Annotated in this window: 19 protein-coding genes and 1 riboswitch; of the genes, 16 read left to right on the forward strand and 3 right to left on the reverse strand. The window is 33.0% G+C overall.

All coding sequences use genetic code 11. From position 1 onward, the window contains the following. Window positions 1-4: 4 nt before the first annotated feature. Window positions 5-1432, reverse strand: coding sequence for a SulP family inorganic anion transporter (locus tag PGC35_RS06580; RefSeq protein WP_375218598.1), 1428 nt, complete (start codon window positions 1430-1432; stop codon window positions 5-7). A 92-nt stretch (window positions 1433-1524) separates the two neighbouring features. On the opposite strand from PGC35_RS06580, the gene PGC35_RS06585 reads away from it, so the two are divergent. After that, window positions 1525-2076 carry a recombinase family protein gene (locus tag PGC35_RS06585; RefSeq protein WP_375218599.1) on the forward strand — a complete coding sequence of 184 codons (552 nt, stop codon included), beginning with the start codon at window positions 1525-1527 and terminating at the stop codon, window positions 2074-2076. Window positions 2077-2101: 25 nt separating this feature from the next. On the opposite strand, the gene msrA is transcribed toward PGC35_RS06585, so the two are convergent. Beyond that, on the reverse strand, window positions 2102-2617 hold the full coding sequence (gene msrA / locus PGC35_RS06590) for a peptide-methionine (S)-S-oxide reductase MsrA (RefSeq protein ID WP_056830297.1): 516 nt from the start codon (window positions 2615-2617) through the stop codon (window positions 2102-2104). A gap of 121 nt (window positions 2618-2738) precedes the next feature. On the opposite strand from msrA, the gene PGC35_RS06595 reads away from it, so the two are divergent. From PGC35_RS06595 to metA, 8 genes are all read left to right on the forward strand, one after another. After that, the gene (locus PGC35_RS06595) at window positions 2739-3683 is read left to right on the forward strand and encodes an LCP family protein (RefSeq protein ID WP_375218600.1); all 945 of its coding nucleotides are present in this window, start codon (window positions 2739-2741) and stop codon (window positions 3681-3683) included. A 70-nt stretch (window positions 3684-3753) separates the two neighbouring features. Beyond that, window positions 3754-4947 (forward strand): AI-2E family transporter, encoded by a 1194-nt coding sequence (locus PGC35_RS06600; RefSeq protein ID WP_375218601.1) that lies wholly within the window; start codon window positions 3754-3756, stop codon window positions 4945-4947. A 5-nt stretch (window positions 4948-4952) separates the two neighbouring features. Beyond that, window positions 4953-5348 (forward strand): sporulation protein, encoded by a 396-nt coding sequence (locus PGC35_RS06605; RefSeq protein ID WP_053589589.1) that lies wholly within the window; start codon window positions 4953-4955, stop codon window positions 5346-5348. 100 nt (window positions 5349-5448) lie between these two features. Further along, entirely contained in the window at window positions 5449-5664 is a 216-nt protein-coding gene (locus tag PGC35_RS06610) for a hypothetical protein (protein WP_053589588.1), read from the forward strand. Window positions 5665-5729: 65 nt separating this feature from the next. Further along, complete coding sequence (locus tag PGC35_RS06615; protein ID WP_305811854.1) at window positions 5730-5861, forward strand: RAxF-45 family protein; 132 nt, start codon at window positions 5730-5732, stop codon at window positions 5859-5861. Between the two features lie 111 nt (window positions 5862-5972). Further along, window positions 5973-7841: a ribosomal protection-like ABC-F family protein gene (abc-f, locus tag PGC35_RS06620; protein WP_375218602.1), complete on the forward strand. Its 1869-nt coding sequence runs from the start codon at window positions 5973-5975 to the stop codon at window positions 7839-7841. A gap of 196 nt (window positions 7842-8037) precedes the next feature. Continuing rightward, window positions 8038-10044 (forward strand): methyl-accepting chemotaxis protein, encoded by a 2007-nt coding sequence (locus PGC35_RS06625; RefSeq protein ID WP_375218603.1) that lies wholly within the window; start codon window positions 8038-8040, stop codon window positions 10042-10044. A gap of 69 nt (window positions 10045-10113) precedes the next feature. Next, window positions 10114-10222: riboswitch (SAM riboswitch) on the forward strand. Window positions 10223-10300: 78 nt separating this feature from the next. Next, on the forward strand, window positions 10301-11209 hold the full coding sequence (gene metA / locus PGC35_RS06630) for a homoserine O-acetyltransferase MetA (RefSeq protein ID WP_053589585.1): 909 nt from the start codon (window positions 10301-10303) through the stop codon (window positions 11207-11209). Window positions 11210-11263: 54 nt separating this feature from the next. Here metA and PGC35_RS06635 read toward each other — a convergent pair whose 3' ends face one another. Further along, the gene (locus PGC35_RS06635) at window positions 11264-12196 is read right to left on the reverse strand and encodes an aldo/keto reductase (RefSeq protein WP_375218604.1); all 933 of its coding nucleotides are present in this window, start codon (window positions 12194-12196) and stop codon (window positions 11264-11266) included. A 137-nt stretch (window positions 12197-12333) separates the two neighbouring features. Between PGC35_RS06635 and PGC35_RS06640 the strand changes: the two genes are divergently transcribed. The 7 genes from PGC35_RS06640 to PGC35_RS06670 all read left to right on the forward strand — a co-directional run bounded on the left by PGC35_RS06640 (window position 12334) and on the right by PGC35_RS06670 (window position 16516). Beyond that, entirely contained in the window at window positions 12334-12861 is a 528-nt protein-coding gene (locus PGC35_RS06640) for a DUF1572 family protein (RefSeq protein ID WP_375218748.1), read from the forward strand. Continuing rightward, window positions 12861-13505 (forward strand): alpha/beta hydrolase, encoded by a 645-nt coding sequence (locus PGC35_RS06645; RefSeq protein ID WP_375218605.1) that lies wholly within the window; start codon window positions 12861-12863, stop codon window positions 13503-13505. Before PGC35_RS06640 ends, PGC35_RS06645 begins: the two co-directional genes overlap by 1 nt. Before the next feature lie 65 nt (window positions 13506-13570). Next, window positions 13571-14101, forward strand: a complete 531-nt coding sequence (locus PGC35_RS06650; RefSeq protein WP_375218606.1) for a GrpB family protein — start codon at window positions 13571-13573, stop codon at window positions 14099-14101. A 12-nt stretch (window positions 14102-14113) separates the two neighbouring features. Beyond that, window positions 14114-14740, forward strand: a complete 627-nt coding sequence (locus tag PGC35_RS06655; RefSeq protein ID WP_375218607.1) for a histidine phosphatase family protein — start codon at window positions 14114-14116, stop codon at window positions 14738-14740. Beyond that, window positions 14737-15159, forward strand: a complete 423-nt coding sequence (gene fosB / locus PGC35_RS06660) for a metallothiol transferase FosB (RefSeq protein ID WP_375218608.1) — start codon at window positions 14737-14739, stop codon at window positions 15157-15159. The genes PGC35_RS06655 and fosB overlap by 4 nt, the downstream gene beginning before the upstream one ends. Before the next feature lie 29 nt (window positions 15160-15188). Then, window positions 15189-15857: an HAD family hydrolase gene (locus PGC35_RS06665; RefSeq protein WP_375218609.1), complete on the forward strand. Its 669-nt coding sequence runs from the start codon at window positions 15189-15191 to the stop codon at window positions 15855-15857. Further along, window positions 15854-16516, forward strand: coding sequence for an aspartate/glutamate racemase family protein (locus tag PGC35_RS06670; RefSeq protein WP_375218610.1), 663 nt, complete (start codon window positions 15854-15856; stop codon window positions 16514-16516). Before PGC35_RS06665 ends, PGC35_RS06670 begins: the two co-directional genes overlap by 4 nt. The last annotated feature ends 3 nt before the right edge of the window (window positions 16517-16519 follow it).

Raw genomic sequence — 16519 nt, forward strand, 5'->3', positions numbered from 1 at the left:
CCCTTTAGTGGTTAGGTGATAATCCTAACAATATATTATATAGTTTTTGACTAGATGCATTTAGACCTACGATTTCAACTGTCGTCCCTTTATCTTCTAATTTTCTTGCAACTTTCAATACACTACCAACCGCAGATTCATCCCAAAGATTGCTGTTCGTAAAGTCGATTTGAATCTTTTTGTCTTCAACATTTTCAAAAGCTTTGATAAAACTTTCGGTTGAGGCGAAAAACAATTGACCTTCTACAATAAATCTTCCATTACGTTCAATTACACTTATTTTAGAAATATTTGCAACAAAGAAAATAGCACTTAATAAAACACCAGCTATGACACCCTTTGATAGGTCATGAGTTGCAACAACAATTATTACTGTTGAGAGCATCACAAAAGCATCTGTTTTCGGTGCTTTGATAATATATTTAAAGGAGCCCCAATCAAAAGTACCGATGCTAACCATAATCATAATACCTACAAGAACAGGCATTGGAATTTTTACAACAAGATTCCCTAACACAATTATTAAAAACATTAAAAAAAGTCCTGCAATAAGTGTAGAAAGGCGTCCTCTACCGCCAGATTTGACATTAATGACGGATTGTCCAATCATTGCGCAACCAGCCATTCCACCAAAAAAACCATTAATGAAGTTTGCAATTCCTTGACCACGCGCTTCCTTATTTTTATCACTTTCTGTATTCGTCATATCATCCACAATAGATGCAGTTAACAATGATTCAAGTAAACCTACAATAGAAAGAGCAATGGAATAAGGGAAGATGATAGCCAACGTTTCAAGATTGAAAGGGACATTCGGTATTAAAAAGTTAGGTAAAGATTGTGTTAGATTTCCTAAGTCACCTATTGTCTTAAGTTCTGCTCCACTAGATATTGCAACAAATGATAATAAAACAATCGCAATAAGCGGGGCGGGAATTGCTTTAAAAAAGCGAGGTACTACATAAACAATTACAAGAGTTATCGCTACATAAATATATGTTAATGTATTAATACCTATAAAATGAGGAACTTGAGCCATAAATATTAGAATTGCAAGTGAATTTACAAAACCAATCATTACGGCATTGGGAATAAATTTCATTAATTTTGCTATTTTAAAAACACCAAATAATATTTGAATAACTCCAGTTAAAATGGTCGCTGCAAGTAAATAGTCCAGACCGTGTTCTTTAACTAGTGGCACCATAAGAAGAGCCATTGCTCCTGTTGCTGCTGATATCATCCCAGGTCTCCCACCAACAAATGCTATAATGACTGCTATACAAAAAGACGCATATAAACCTACCATGGGATTAACACCAGCGATAATTGAAAAAGCAATAGCCTCTGGAATTAGCGCAAGAGCTACAACGATGCCCGAGAGTATATCACCACGAATATTTCCAAACCATTGTTCTTTGATCGTTTGCATGTTAAAACTCCTTCGATTAAAATTGACTAAAATATCATAGCACGCATATTCCTAAAAAGGAACCTTTATGAGACTGATTTGAGGCGATAAATATGATTTATGGATACAAAAGACCTTTGTATAACGACGAAGATTGTATAGAACAAACCAAAAAATTAAATGATTTTCAAGTAAGTTATGTTTTAAAAGAGAAACACGGCTCACCTAAAAAAAGGGAGGCCTTAGAAGAATTATTGATGACAATGCAAAAAGGGGATGTAATCGTAGTTGAAAAATTCATCGTTCTTGCAGATACTTTGCATCACTTAATGGATTTATTAAAAATAGTAAAAAAAGATGGAGTATCTATTCGATTTATTGATGAAGAGTTATCAAGTGATCAAGTTTTGGAGGAAAGTTTGTCAACTATTTTGTCGTACTTCATACGGTTTCATTCTGAAATTATTAAACAATCAACGAAGCTTGGACTAGAGACCGCAAAGAGCCAAGGGAAAAGTTTAGGACGTCCCAAAAAATCAGATGAAAATATTAAAAAAGCTATTGAAATGTACCATAGCAATCATTACACATTGTTAGATATTAAAAATGAAACAGGCATTAGTAAATCAACATTGTATAGATACTTAGAAAATATGGAAGTATAAAAAAGAGAGCTAGCAAAGCTAGCTCTTATTTCCAGTTTTTCTCTATAAATTCGTCTCTGCCAGATTGGGCTCTGTCTTCTTTGTAATGATTCGGACTCTTTTTATAAAAATCCTGATGGTACTCTTCTGCTTCGTAAAAAGTCTTTGCTTCTCGAATGCTCGTTACAATTGGCTTTGAAAATTTACCGCTTGCTGCAAGTAATTCCTTCGATTTTTCAGCTTGCTTTCTTTGCTCCTCTGAATGTACGAAAATTGCTGTAGTGTAACTTTCACCGCGGTCTTGAAATTGACCTCCAGCATCTGTTGGGTCTATTTGTTGCCAATAAATTTCTAATAATTTTTCATAAGAAAAAACTTCAGGGTTGAATTGAATTTCTACAACTTCTAGATGACCCGATTCACCTTTTTTAACATCTTCATATGTTGGATTTTCTAAATGCCCTCCCATATAACCAGATGTCACTTTATGTATACCATCCCATGAATCAAACGGTTTTACCATACACCAAAAACAGCCGCCTGCAAAAGTTGCTTTTTCTATCAAATTTACCCCTCCTAATCTTCTAAAACTTATTCTATCATTTCAAGTAACGATGCACAAAAAACTGAAACTAAATGTTTCAAAATACGTTATTATTATAATATGAAGGAGAGATTTTAGGATGGATGAAATTCAAGAAAAACAAACAAGGCGAAAGCGCAAAAGAAAACTTAGATTAGGTAGAGTTTTTATTTCTTTATTAGTAGTAGTCATATTAATTGGGGGAGTATATTCTATTGTTCAATATAATATTGGATACAAATTAAGTAGCAATAATAGTAATAATAATCCTTCAGAATTTAAGGGTGATGTACTTGCTTCTGGGGAAAGGGAAAATATTTTAGTTCTCGGTGTGGATTCTCGTGGACAAGATAAAGCTCGTACAGATACTATGATGATTATTTCTTGGGATAAAAAGGAAAATGATGTGAAAATTATTTCTTTTATGCGAGATATATATGCAGATATACCAGGGCATAAATCATATAAACTAAATACTGCCTATTATTTAGGAGAAGTTCAATTATTGACAGAAACACTCAAAGGAATGTTTGATATACCAATTCATCATTATGCGCTTATTGACTTTAGCAGTTTTGAATCATTGGTAGATATAATTGCTCCTGAAGGGGTGCCGATAAAGGTTGAAAAAGATATGTCAGAAAAAATTGGTGTTTCTTTAACTAAAGGCCAACAGAACCTAAATGGTAAAGAATTGCTTGGTTATGCAAGATTCCGCTCTGATGAAGAAGGAGATTTTGGAAGAGTTTCTCGTCAGCAAATCGTTATTGAGGCATTAAAGGATGAAATGCTTTCTTTTCAAAGCTTACCGAATGTACCCAAATTTGTAGGTGCTATGGAGGGTTATATAGAAACAGACTATTCTAAAACCGATAAGGGAAAACGAGTGATTGATGCTATTACAAGTGGAAAGCTTGAAATTGATAAATTAACGATTCCAGTGGAAGGGTCGTATTCCTTTAATAGCTATTCTCATGCTGGTTCTGTTATTGAGATTGATACAGAAGAAAATAAAACAGCCATTACGAAATTTTTAGAAAAGTAAATCGTATACGTTGCTAAACTTTTTTTTCCTCCGTAAAATAAGAATATATAGAAAAGGGAGTTTGATAAAAGTGGAGCCTGAAAAACCTTCTTTTTTTTCTACGAGATACATAAAATTTCTAGGTGGACGTAATACTTTCTTTACACTAATTATGCTTTTGTTAATCGGACTTGTCATTATGATATACGACAAGATATCATTTATATTTGTTCCGTTAACTGTTTTTTTAGGTAATGTAATTTTACCTATCATACTAGCAGTCATTGTATATTATTTGCTAAGACCATTACTACGCATGCTCGAGCGTATTAAAATTCCGAGAGTATGGGGTATATTAATTATCTTCTTAGCATTAATTGGTATTATCACCCTACTTGTCTTTTTAGTCTTTCCTTTTTTAAAGGCACAGTCTACGAAGCTGGTTGCAGAGTTCCCTGGGTATTTTATACAATTGTTTAATTCACTTGATACTTTTTTACGAACATCTATAGTTTCCGATTATTATTCACAAATCGAAACTCAAGTAAATACCATTTTAAAAGATCTTCCAGCTGAAATAGGTGAGTTTATTCAAAGCACTGTAACAGGGATAGCTACTGGTTTATCTTCATTAGTAGGTATGTTGACTAGCTTCATTTTGGCAATTGTAACTGTACCATTTATCGTATTCTATTTATTAAAAGATGGTGAAAATCTACCAAAATATGTTATGAAGCTTTTTCCACCACGTATGCGAGATGATTTACAATCCGTTTTCCATAATATCGATAAACAAATTAGTTCATACATTCAAGGACAGATTTTAGTTTCGATATGTATAGGATTTATGATATTTATCGGTTTCTCCATTATTGGAATGGATTATGCATTACTACTTGGAGTTATAGCATCTGTAACAAGTGTCGTACCATATTTAGGGCCAGTGATAGCAATTACACCTGCTGCAATAATTGCTCTTGTTACTTCTCCTTTAATGTTAGTAAAGCTTGCAGTAGTATGGACAATAGTACAATTAGTAGAAGGGAAATTTATCTCTCCACAAATAATGGGTAAATCTCTACATGTACATCCTATAACTATAATATTTGTTTTAATTACCTCTGGATCTTTATTTGGTGTACCAGGTGTAATACTAGGGATTCCAGGGTATGCAATATTAAAGGTTATAATTTCACATTTTTATACTTTATTTAAAAGACGTTACAATAAATATGAACCACTTATAGAAAATCATTATGAGTATACAAATAACAAGGTGGATTGAGAGTAATGGCGAGGAAATTTGAATCTTGCATTGAGGTACAATCAATAAAAATAGAAACAGTAGTTGATCATCCATATATTGAACATGGTATTAACTTATCAGGGACAATATATATTAACGGAGTACATGATGATGAATCAATTGAAAATATCAAACTAGAGGTTTTCAAATTAGTAAATGGGGAAGTTACAAAAGTTATCTCCAAGCATTCGATTGAACTTGTCGGAGCTGTGGCTTCTAAAGATGTTCAAATGATTCCCTTTGAAATAATGCCAGATGAAAGATGGCTTCCAGATGGCGATGACGACGTAAGCAATCTTATACTTAGAACTACCGTATTATTCGAAAATGGTTCTGAATATAATGACGAAGATGAAATTCACTTTGATATTGAAGAATAACCAAACGGTTTCATTCACTCCAATACATTTTGTATTGGAGTTTTTTTATGGATAAATGTTGTGGATTTGAGCAATCTAATCAAAAACGAGGAGACATTTTATGCGAAAATTTATAAGCGTTACTCTAGTTTTTCTATTGCTCAGTCTATCTGCTTGCGGTTCAAATCGTGATACAAATGGTCCGCCAAAACCGGAAACGCAGCTTGATAGTAAAACAGGTAATAGTCCTGTTACCGGTAATGAAGATGTAAATATAGAAAATGAAGAAGGTGTTATTGATAAAAACAATGACAATGATCATCTAATTGATAAATGATTATTGTGTTGGAAAAAATTATGTGTTAGAATATTCGTAACTAACTGAACGGAGGTGAAGAAAGAATGAAAAACACTGTGAATGCACATGGATTTATATTGGAATTTTTATCCACTTCGTGTGCGATTACTCATGAAATTTCTAACAACGGGATAAGTCTGCCCATTTTTAGCAAATTACATGTAATTCACAGCTGATAAGTCATTCTTTCTGAACCATAATATGTGGGAAAGACTGCTTTTTAAGCAGTCTTTTTTTATGCAGAAAAATGCTTCCAGCTATATTGAACTTGAAAGGAAGCGGAAATAATGATTTGTACAATTAAAGATGTAAGCAAAATGCTCGGAGGAAATACCATTTTTGAAAGCTTATCATTGTCGATTAAAACTGGAGAAAAATTAGGTATTGTTGGAAGAAACGGCTCAGGTAAAACGACACTTTTTAAATTAATCATCGGTACGGAGGCACCTGATAAAGGTGTTATCAGCTTTAAAAAAGGAACTAAAATTGGATATTTAGCACAGATACCTACCTTTTCAGATGAAGTAACAGGAATGGATGTTTTAAATAGTGCATTTGAAAAGCTAAAAGCACTACAAACAAAAATGCAACAATTAGAAGAAAAGTTATCGTGTACCGATCAACCTAATATGGAAAAATTACTCCAGGAATATGGAGATGTGCAAGAGGACTTTACTAATCAGGGCGGTTATTCTTTGGATTCAGAAATAGATAAAGTCATCCAGGGTTTACAATTATCTTCATTTGTTCATCAATCTTTTACAAACCTAAGTGGAGGAGAGCAAACAAAGATAATGCTAGGTAAATTATTGTTATCACAGCCTGATTTACTGTTACTAGATGAACCTACAAATCATTTAGATTTATTTGCAGTTGAATGGTTGGAGCAATATTTAGTTAACTACACAGGTACAGTTGTAATTATTTCGCACGATAGATTTTTCCTAGATCAAGTAATTACAAAAGTAGCTGATTTAGAGGATGGAGAACTAACTCTCTACCATGGTAATTATTCTTCTTATATTGTTAACAAGGAAGAACGACTCATGCGGGAATTTCAAGAATATGAGGAACAACAAAAAAAGATAAAGAAAATGAAGGAAGCCATTAAACGGTTAAGACAGTGGGCAAATGAAGCTGTTCCTCCAAATCCAGGTCTTCATCGGCAAGCTAGGAACATGGAACGTGCATTGGAAAGAATGGAGAAACTGAGAAAACCAATTATCGACCCTAAAAAGATGAGTTTATCATTCGAAGCTGCATCTAGAAGTGGAAAAGAAGTTGTCATAATGGATAACGTTTCTAAATCATTTGGCAATAAGGTTTTGCTTCATAAATCAAATTTGTATGTGTATTGGAAAGAAAGAGTTGCGATCGTTGGTAGAAATGGAACTGGAAAATCAACAATTTTACGATTATTGCTAGGAGAAATTTTGGCTGATGAAGGAAATGCTAGAATAGGCAGTAATGTTAGGATCGGATTTCTTTCACAACACTTTGAAATATTGAATCCAAAAGAACGTTTAATAGATGTATTTAGAAGTGAAGTGAGTGTTGTTGAAGCGGAAGCACGGCATATTTTAGCTAAGTTTATGTTTTATGGTCCTGATGTCTTTAAACGAGTTGGGGATTTAAGTGGAGGAGAACGTATGCGTCTTCGTCTTGCTCAACTAATGCACCAAGATATAAATTTGTTGATATTAGATGAACCAACAAACCATTTAGATATTGAATCGAGAGAAGTATTGGAAGATGCTCTAGAAGATTTTCAAGGAACAATCCTATGCGTTTCTCATGATCGATACTTTTTAAATAAGTTATTTCATCGTACAGTTTGGTTAGATTCCGGTCATTTGACAACTTTTGAAGGTCCCTATAATTGGGCTCGAGGGAAATGGAACGAGTTACTAGTAAAACAGGAGTCGATCAATACAGTAGAAAACATGGATAAGGTAAGAACTTATAAAAATAGAGATAAAAAAGAAAAATCAACAGAAGAACAAATTTTTGAATTGGAAAACGAACTAAGTAAACTAAAGAAAGAAAAGGATATTCAGAAGGACTGGAATGATTATGAAAAATTATTATTGTTGATTGACGATAAGGAACAAAAACTAGAGAAATTAATAGAGATCTGGTTGGAGAGACAAGAATGATGAATGTTAATGGTTATAAAGTCCACTTAATTCAAAAAAATGTGAGATAGTCCCTATTAAATTAAAAATTCAATATTAACTTTCTCGTTTTTAGCCGATATAATCAGAAAGATATACTATGTCCTAGTTTTAGAAATAGTAAATTTATCCTTATTAAGGCAATTATATCTTAAAAAAAACAGAAAGTAGATGAAATATGAAAATTTCTATCAAATGGAAAATAATTATTACTGTAATGATTTTAATTGTAATTAGTATGACTGCATTAAGTTTTATAAGTACTTTTACGATTAAAGACAAAACGGAAGAGAGTTTAACTGATCAAAGTCATGTATTAGTGAACGAAATGTCCTCTTCCATTCAAAATTATCTCAGTGTCTATGAAAAGGGGGTTATGCAAATATCCACTACAAAGGAAGTGGTGGATTTTCAAGCGGAATCTAGTACTTCAGATGCAATCATTGCTTCACAGCTAGAGAAACAATTAGATTCTAAATTTACTGAGTTTACAACGTTGTACGACGCGGTTGCTTCCGTTTACTATGCATTACCGAACAAACATATTGAAATAATACCTGAAGCTGATTTAGGGAAAGACTTCGACGCAACAACGAGAGATTGGTATAAAAATGCAGTAGCCAATAAAGATGATTTTAATTGGTCCAAACCTTATTTAGATGCTGCAACGGGAGAATATGCAATTTCTGGTGCAAAAGCAGTACTTAAGAAAGGTCAAGTTGTTGGAGTTGTCGGAATTGATATATTACTTTCGAAGTTAACAGAAACAATTTCATCCAATGAGTTAGGATTTGAAGGTTTTCCGATTATCGTGGAGAACGACGGCACAGCAATTGTTCATCCTACCATGTTTGGTGAGAATTTGTCAGAATATGCTTATATTAATAAAATATTTTCTAGTTCTTTAAATGAAGGAGTAGTCAAAGATACTTCCGAAGGACTTTCAACGGTTACTGTATTTACGACAATACCTGATTTGAACTGGAAGCTTGGTGCAGTATACGAGCAAGAAAAAGTTAATCAAACAGCTGACAGTATTCGAAATCTCATTTTAGTTATTACTGCTGTTATATTAGTGCTGATGTTTATTGTGCTATATTACACTACCCATCACATTTTAAAACCGATAGATCAATTAAAAAAACTAATGGATTCGGTTGCAGAAGGAGATTTAACTGTTCACGCGAACGTAAAGTCATCCGATGAAATTGGACAATTAGCTAAAAATTTCAATAAAATGACGGAGAGCATGCATGAAATTATTCAAGTAGTAAAAGAATCTGCAAGTAATGTTCAAGTAAGTTCTGAAAGTCTTAGTGCAGTTGCAGAGGAAACAACTGCATCATCAGAACAAGTATCCGTAGCTGTGGGTGAAATAGCTGAAGGTGCTTCAAAATCTGCTGAAGATGCGGAAGAAGTAACAGATAGCTCTTCACATTTAAGTAATCAAATTAATTTAATTAATGAAAAATCGCTTGTAATGACTGATATTGCTACGAAAGCAAATAAAATGAATGCAAATGGCCAAAAACAAATGGGTGAACTTAAATCATCCTTTAACAATTGGGAGTCCAATTTAAAGTCTATGTCTGATGTAGTCGATACTTTAGAAAACAAAGTAAAAGCTATTGGAGGGGTTATGGAAACCATCATGGAGATTTCTGCTCAAACAAATCTACTTGCATTAAATGCAAGTATAGAAGCAGCAAGAGCTGGTGAACATGGAAAAGGTTTTGCGGTAGTAGCAGAGGAAGTAAGAAAGCTTGCTGAGCAATCTGCCAGAGCGACTGAAGATGTTAAAAAGACTATTACTGAATTACAGAAAGAATCCGTTTTAGTAAGCCAACAAATGACTGAAACTAGGGAAACTTTCCGTATACAAGGGACAGTAGTTACAGATACGGAAATAACATTTAGTGAAATCTCAAATTTAATGGAGAATATGCAATCCTCTATTGATGAGGTTTCCGACGAAATTAACCAAGTTTCTAAATACAAAGAACAAGTAGTTGAAACGATTCAAATGATGGCAGCGACTTCTCAACAAACTGCTGCTGCATGCGAGGAAGTTAGTGCATCTTCAGACGAACAGCTTCGGGCAATCCAATCCGTTGCAGATGCTTCTGAAACATTAACAGAACTTAGCGATAAATTAGCAGAAGCAGTGAATCGTTTTAAAGTATAATAATCCATTGCTTAAATGTTCAGAAAATGATAGTATAAAAAATAATGTAGTAGAATAACAAAAAATATACTCTTATCAAGAGAAGCAGAGGGAAATGGCCCTGTGAAGCTTCAGCAACCTCTGACACATGTCAGAAAGGTGCTAACTCCTACAAGATATCAATCTTGAAAGATAAGAACTGAGAGCATTTGCTTACCCTCTTTTCTTATTTATTAGAAGAGAGGGTTTTTATTTTTACGGAAATGAGGAGAAATGTATGCCAATTAAGATTCCCAAACAATTGCCAGCAGCTGAATTGCTGAAGAAAGAAAAGATTTTTATCATGGACGAGGAGCGCGCAATTGCTCAGGATATCCGTCCTCTAAACATAATTATATTAAATCTAATGCCAGAAAAAGAAAAAACGGAATTACAACTACTAAGACTATTAGGTAATACACCATTACAAGTGAATGTTACATTTATGAATACAGCAACACATGAATCCAAAAATGTAAGTAAAACGCATCTAGACACTTTCTATACTACTTTTGAAGAGATTAAACTTCGCAAATATGATGGGATGATTATTACTGGAGCACCAATTGAACATTTGAATTTTGAAGATGTAAATTATTGGAGTGAGATGACAGAAATAATGGATTGGTCGAAAACAAACGTCACTTCTGTCTTACATATATGTTGGGGTGCACAAGCTGCACTTTATCATCATTATGGAATTGGTAAATTTGAATTGTCTAAGAAATGCTTTGGTGTATTTTCTCACCGTTTATCCGATCCAACTGTGAATTTAGTCCGTGGTTTCAATGACGAGTTTTATGCGCCCGTTTCTCGTTATACTTCTGTTTCATATGATGAAATAATAACTGATTCCAGACTTAATCTGCTTTCTAATTCTGAAGATGCAGGGGTATTCCTTGTAATATCAAATGACGAAAAGCATATCATGATTACTGGTCATTTAGAATATGATGCAACAACTTTAGCGGAAGAATATGCTCGGGATGTGAATAAAGGTATTGAAATCGATGTACCTGAAAATTATTTTCCTAATAATGATCCTTCGACACAACCATTAAATTCTTGGCGTTCGCATACTCATTTATTGTTTTCTAATTGGTTAAATTATTATGTCTATCAAGAAACGCCATACGAATGGGAATAATTCAGAAGAGGCTGAGAAAGACTTTTCTTTCGTTCAGCCTCTTGTTCTATTTTTTTATTGAAATATTTGGTCAATTCTATCTATTTCTTGTTTTGTTAATTGAACATCTACAGTTTTCAAATTATCTATAACTTGTTCAGGTTTTTTAGCCCCTGGAATAATCACATCAATATTTTCTTTTGTTAAATACCATGCAAGCACAATATTAGAAACACCTACATTTTTATCAATGGCAATTTGGCGAAGCTGCTCTACCTTTTCTAAGTTGTTAATATATGTTTCTCCTTGGAATAACGGATTTTTTGTGAGACCTTCTCTAAAAGTACTGCCTTTATCATACTTACCTGTTAATAAGCCCGAAGCAAGCGGAAAATAAGGAATAAAGGAAATATTACGTTCATTTGTATATGGAAGCAAATCCTTTTCTGCATCGAGTTTTAATAAGTTATATCCAGATTGAAGAACTTCAATATAACCATCTTGGTTACCTTCTTTTAACTGTTCTAAAGTAAAATTGGATACTCCAATTGCACGGATTTTTCCTTCTTCCTTTAAACGTTGAAGAGTACCAACTGCTTCAGCTTTTGGTGTGTTTTCATCGGGGAAATGAATATAGAATAAATCAATATAGTCCGTTTGAAGACGTTTTAAACTGTTTTCCACAGTTTCTCTTAAAAATGCAGGTGAGTTGTCAATGACTACTTTTTCACCGGTCATTTTATGTGCGCCCTTAGTAGCAAGAATTATTTCACTACGTTTCTTCGTTTCTTTTAATACTTCCCCAATTAACTCTTCTGATCTTCCGATGCCGTAAATAAAGGCAGTATCTAGAAAACTAATCCCATGATTAAGTGCTGTAAGCACAATGTCTTTTCCGGTTTCATCATTTAAATTCGGAAATAAATTATGGCCACCAACTGCATTTGTTCCAAGGCCAACGGGATTTACAAATAATCCGGTTTTACCAATTTCTACTTTTTTACTCATAGTAGTAAAAACAACTCCTTTTCAATATATTCTAGTATAATATTACCAATAATGTCCTTTTACTCAAAGAATTTTGGTTTATCAAAAGAAATGGGGAAGGAGGTTCATAATATTTATTGAACTATGTTTTAAAGGAGATGATTAGATTGTCAAATTCAACTAATTTTCATGCTGACTTTATTCGAAATATACGGTCAAAATTGGAGGAATTGAAAAGTGATACAAAGAAAGCGATCATGCAAATGGAGGAAGAATCCATTTTTTGGTCACCAAACGAACAATCAAATAGTGTAGATGTACTGGTGAAGCATATGAGTGGAAACTTAAATTCTCGTTGGACAGACTTTTTAACAACTGATGGAGAAAAAAAAGACAGAGATCGTGATAGTGAATTCGAAAGTACGATAGAATCACGGGAAGAGTTGCTTAAAGTGTGGGAAAATGGGTGTGATGCATTTTTCAAAGCGATAGACAGTATAGAAGAAAAACACTTACTTCAAACTATTTATATTCGCAATAAACCACATACTGTTTTGGAAGCAATCATTCGGAGTATTACACATATTTCAATTCATGTGGGACAGGTAATATATATAGCCAAACAAGTTACACCAGAAGACAAGTGGACAACTTTGTCGATACCTAAAAGAAAGGATAAGAAGTAATGAATTCAAATTTTACTTATATTCATAGTTCTCCACAAATTTCAGATGAGAATAAAAAATATCCAGCATTATTTTTATTGCATGGAATGGGAAGTAATGAAAACGATTTGGTTGGACTCGTTTCTAACTTAAAGGAGAAATGCCATATATTTAGTATACGTGGGCCAATTTCTCAACCACCTGGATATGCCTTTTTCACGATAGAGGGTCTCGGAAAACCTCATCGTGCAGTATTTGATCAGGTAGTACAAGATCTTCAGTCATTTATCGAAGAAATAACTAATAATCATTCGATTGATTCAAATAAACTCTTCCTTCTTGGTTTTAGCCAAGGTGCTATATTGACTCAATCATTAGCATTAGTAATGGGTGATAAAATAAAAGGAATTGTTGCACTAAGTGGCTATATTCCGTCGTTTGTGAAAGATGAGTATGCACATCAACCCGTAAATAAATTAAATGCATTTATATCTCATGGCGAATTTGATAATATGCTTCCATTTGAATGGGGAACTGCTAGTAGAGACTATTTCTTAGAAAAGGGAGCAAGTGTTACCTTTAAGAACTATCCTGTTTCACATGGTGTTGCACCAGAAAATCAAAGAGATTTAGTTACCTTTTTAGACGAACTATTAGTGAAATAAAGGATTATCCTCCCCTCTTGAAGAATATGTAAGAGGGGTAATTTTATGAAAAAGGAGTGTTTTTCATGAGGCTAGGATTATCTAAAGATGAAGTAAAACTAAATAAGTATACGACTGAATGGAATACAGAATTTAATAGTGTTAAAGAAGAAATCATGTTGGTAACTAAATTAGAAACAAAACGAATAGAACATATTGGTAGTACAGCAATTAAAGATATGGTGGCAAAACCAATCATCGATATTTTAATCGGCATTGAAGATATAACACATATAGATAACAACATGATGAAAGCTCTGCAAAATATTGGTTTTCTTCCATTGCGAGTGGAAAGGCCGGGAGAAATTGTATTAGCAAAATTTATAGATGATACATACAAAGTAAAAACACATTATATCCATTTAGTCGATTACGATAAAGAGCTTTGGAAAAACTTCATTTTTTTTAGAGATTACTTAAATACTAAAGAAGAGGCAAGAGATGAATATAAAAAGTTAAAAGTAGCTTTAGCTGAAAGAAAAAGTATAAATATAACAACGTATACAAATTTAAAAGAACCTTTTGTGAAAGGTATATTTTCTTTACGTACAAATTAAGAGGTGAAAATTATGATTACAAATTTATATTTTGTTAGACATGCGCATTCTACATATACTACGAATGAACTTGAAAGACCACTATCAGTCCAAGGAAAAGAAGACGCAAAGTTAGTAACCGAACGATTAAAGCTAGAAAACATTGACTTTGTCATTTCTAGCCCATATAAACGGGCGATTCAAACAGTTGAAGGTATTTCCGAGTACCTTGGCTGTAACATTGAGATTAAGAAAGATTTTAGAGAACGAACTTTGTCTTTACTTCCTGTAGAAGATTTTAATAAAGCTATATCAAAAGTATGGTCAAACCCTGATTTCTTTTTTGATGGTGGTGAGTCGAATAAAAAAGCACAACAACGAGGGATTACAGCAACCATGCAAGTTCTAGATGAATACAAAGGAAAAAATGTTGTTATTGGTACACATGGTAACATCATGGTTTTGATCATGAACTTCTTTAATCAGCAATATGATGTTCATTTTTGGGAGATGCTCGCTATGCCAGACATATATAGGCTATCTTTTTATGAGAATCACTTAATAGAAGTTAGAAGAATAGATGAGAATAAAAAGAACTCGTTAAATACCGGATACACCATATATAAACCTATAGAAATTAGTAACGAGGGTAAGAAGTGAAGATTAAAGGCTTAAATCATTTTTTATTTTCAGTATCCGATTTAGAGCAATCAATCAAATTTTATCAAGATGTATTTGATGCAAGGCTACTGGTGAAAGGAAAAAGTACCGCTTATTTTGATTTAAGTGGAATGTGGCTTGCATTAAATGAAGAAAGAAACATATCACGAAATGAAATTAATGAGTCCTATACACATATTGCTTTTACAATAGAGGAAGCCGACTTTGAAAATACACACGTTAGATTAATGGAGTTGGGAGTAAATATACTTGTAGGAAGAGAAAGAGACAAAAGAGACAAGAAGTCTATTTACTTCACTGATCTAGACGGACATAAATTCGAATTTCATACTGGTACATTACAAGACAGACTTGATTACTATAGACTTGAAAAAAAGCATATGGAATTTAATGATTAAATAATATAAACCATAAGGGGAATCTTAAAATGAAAGCCATTATTTTTGATTTTGACGGAACGCTAGCGAATACATTGCCAATTTGTTACTACTCTTTTCAGAGTGTTTTCAAAGAGTTTGATAATAAAGAATTATCTTCAGAAGAAATTAAAGCTATGTTTGGTCCTTCTGAGACTGGAATCATTAGAGAAAACCTTATAAATCATAACAAAGAGAAGGCAATTGAGAAGTTTTATGAAAGCTATTTAGAAAAACATCACCATTTTGTAGAAAGTAACTTAGAAATAGAAGATTTACTAACTTATATAAAAGGATTGGGTATAAAGCTTGGAATCGTTACAGGTAAAGCAAAGAGAAGTTTAGATATTTCTTTAAAAGCGCTCCAAATGGAGGAACTATTCGATGTAATAATAACAGGAGATGATGTACAATTCCCAAAGCCTCATCCAGAAGGAGTAAATAAGGCATTGTCTATTCTAAACGTTCAAAAAGAGGAAGCGGTATTTATCGGAGATAGCGAGGCTGATATTTTAGCAGGCGTTCAAGCAGGAATTTTTACAATTGGAGTACAATGGTTAGAAAATTATCAAGCAGATGATTTTATTACAAAACCAAATCAGATATTCACTAAAATTATGGATTTCAAACATTCTCTCAAGAATCTAAATTACAGCATGTATTCAGGAGAGCTAAAATGAAATTAGCATGTTTACACGCACATCATTCAAATATCGAATATATAGAATCTGCTTTAGTGTCTTATGAAATAGAACTAGTTCATTTTGTAGACCCTGGTCTTGTGAATAGGGTTACTCATGATACTAGTTTCTGTATTTCAGATGCTCAACAAAAAGTTAAGGAACAAATAGAATGGATTTCAAAAAGTAACGTAGATGCAATACTTATAACTTGTACTAACTACGTTGCATTGCTTAATGAGGCTGATCATTTATTATCCATACCAATTATCAAAATCGATGAACCTTTTTTCGAAGTAATAGCTTCAATTGATGAACCACAAGTTATTCTGTTTACTAATCCTGCAACTGTCGAAGGTACTTTGGATAGATTAAATAATTATTTAAGTGATCGTCACAAGAATATAGAGATGGATGTTGTCATAATTGAAGATTCATTTGAACTACTTATGCAGGGTCTAAGTGAGAAATACTATGAAGCAATATCTAAATGCATACATAAATTATTGGAAGCGGAAAATAAAATTATTTCAGTTGCCCAATTATCGATGGTGAATGCTTCTATTCAAGTGGAGAAGGAGACCTCTATTACTATTATTAATCCGCTTCATACTTTAATAGATTCATTGGCTATTCAGTTAAATCTTAAGCATAAATGAGAA

It is taken from the genome of Psychrobacillus sp. PGGUH221 (assembly GCF_042055255.1).
In the GTDB taxonomy this organism is placed as follows: Bacteria; Bacillota; Bacilli; order Bacillales_A; family Planococcaceae; genus Psychrobacillus.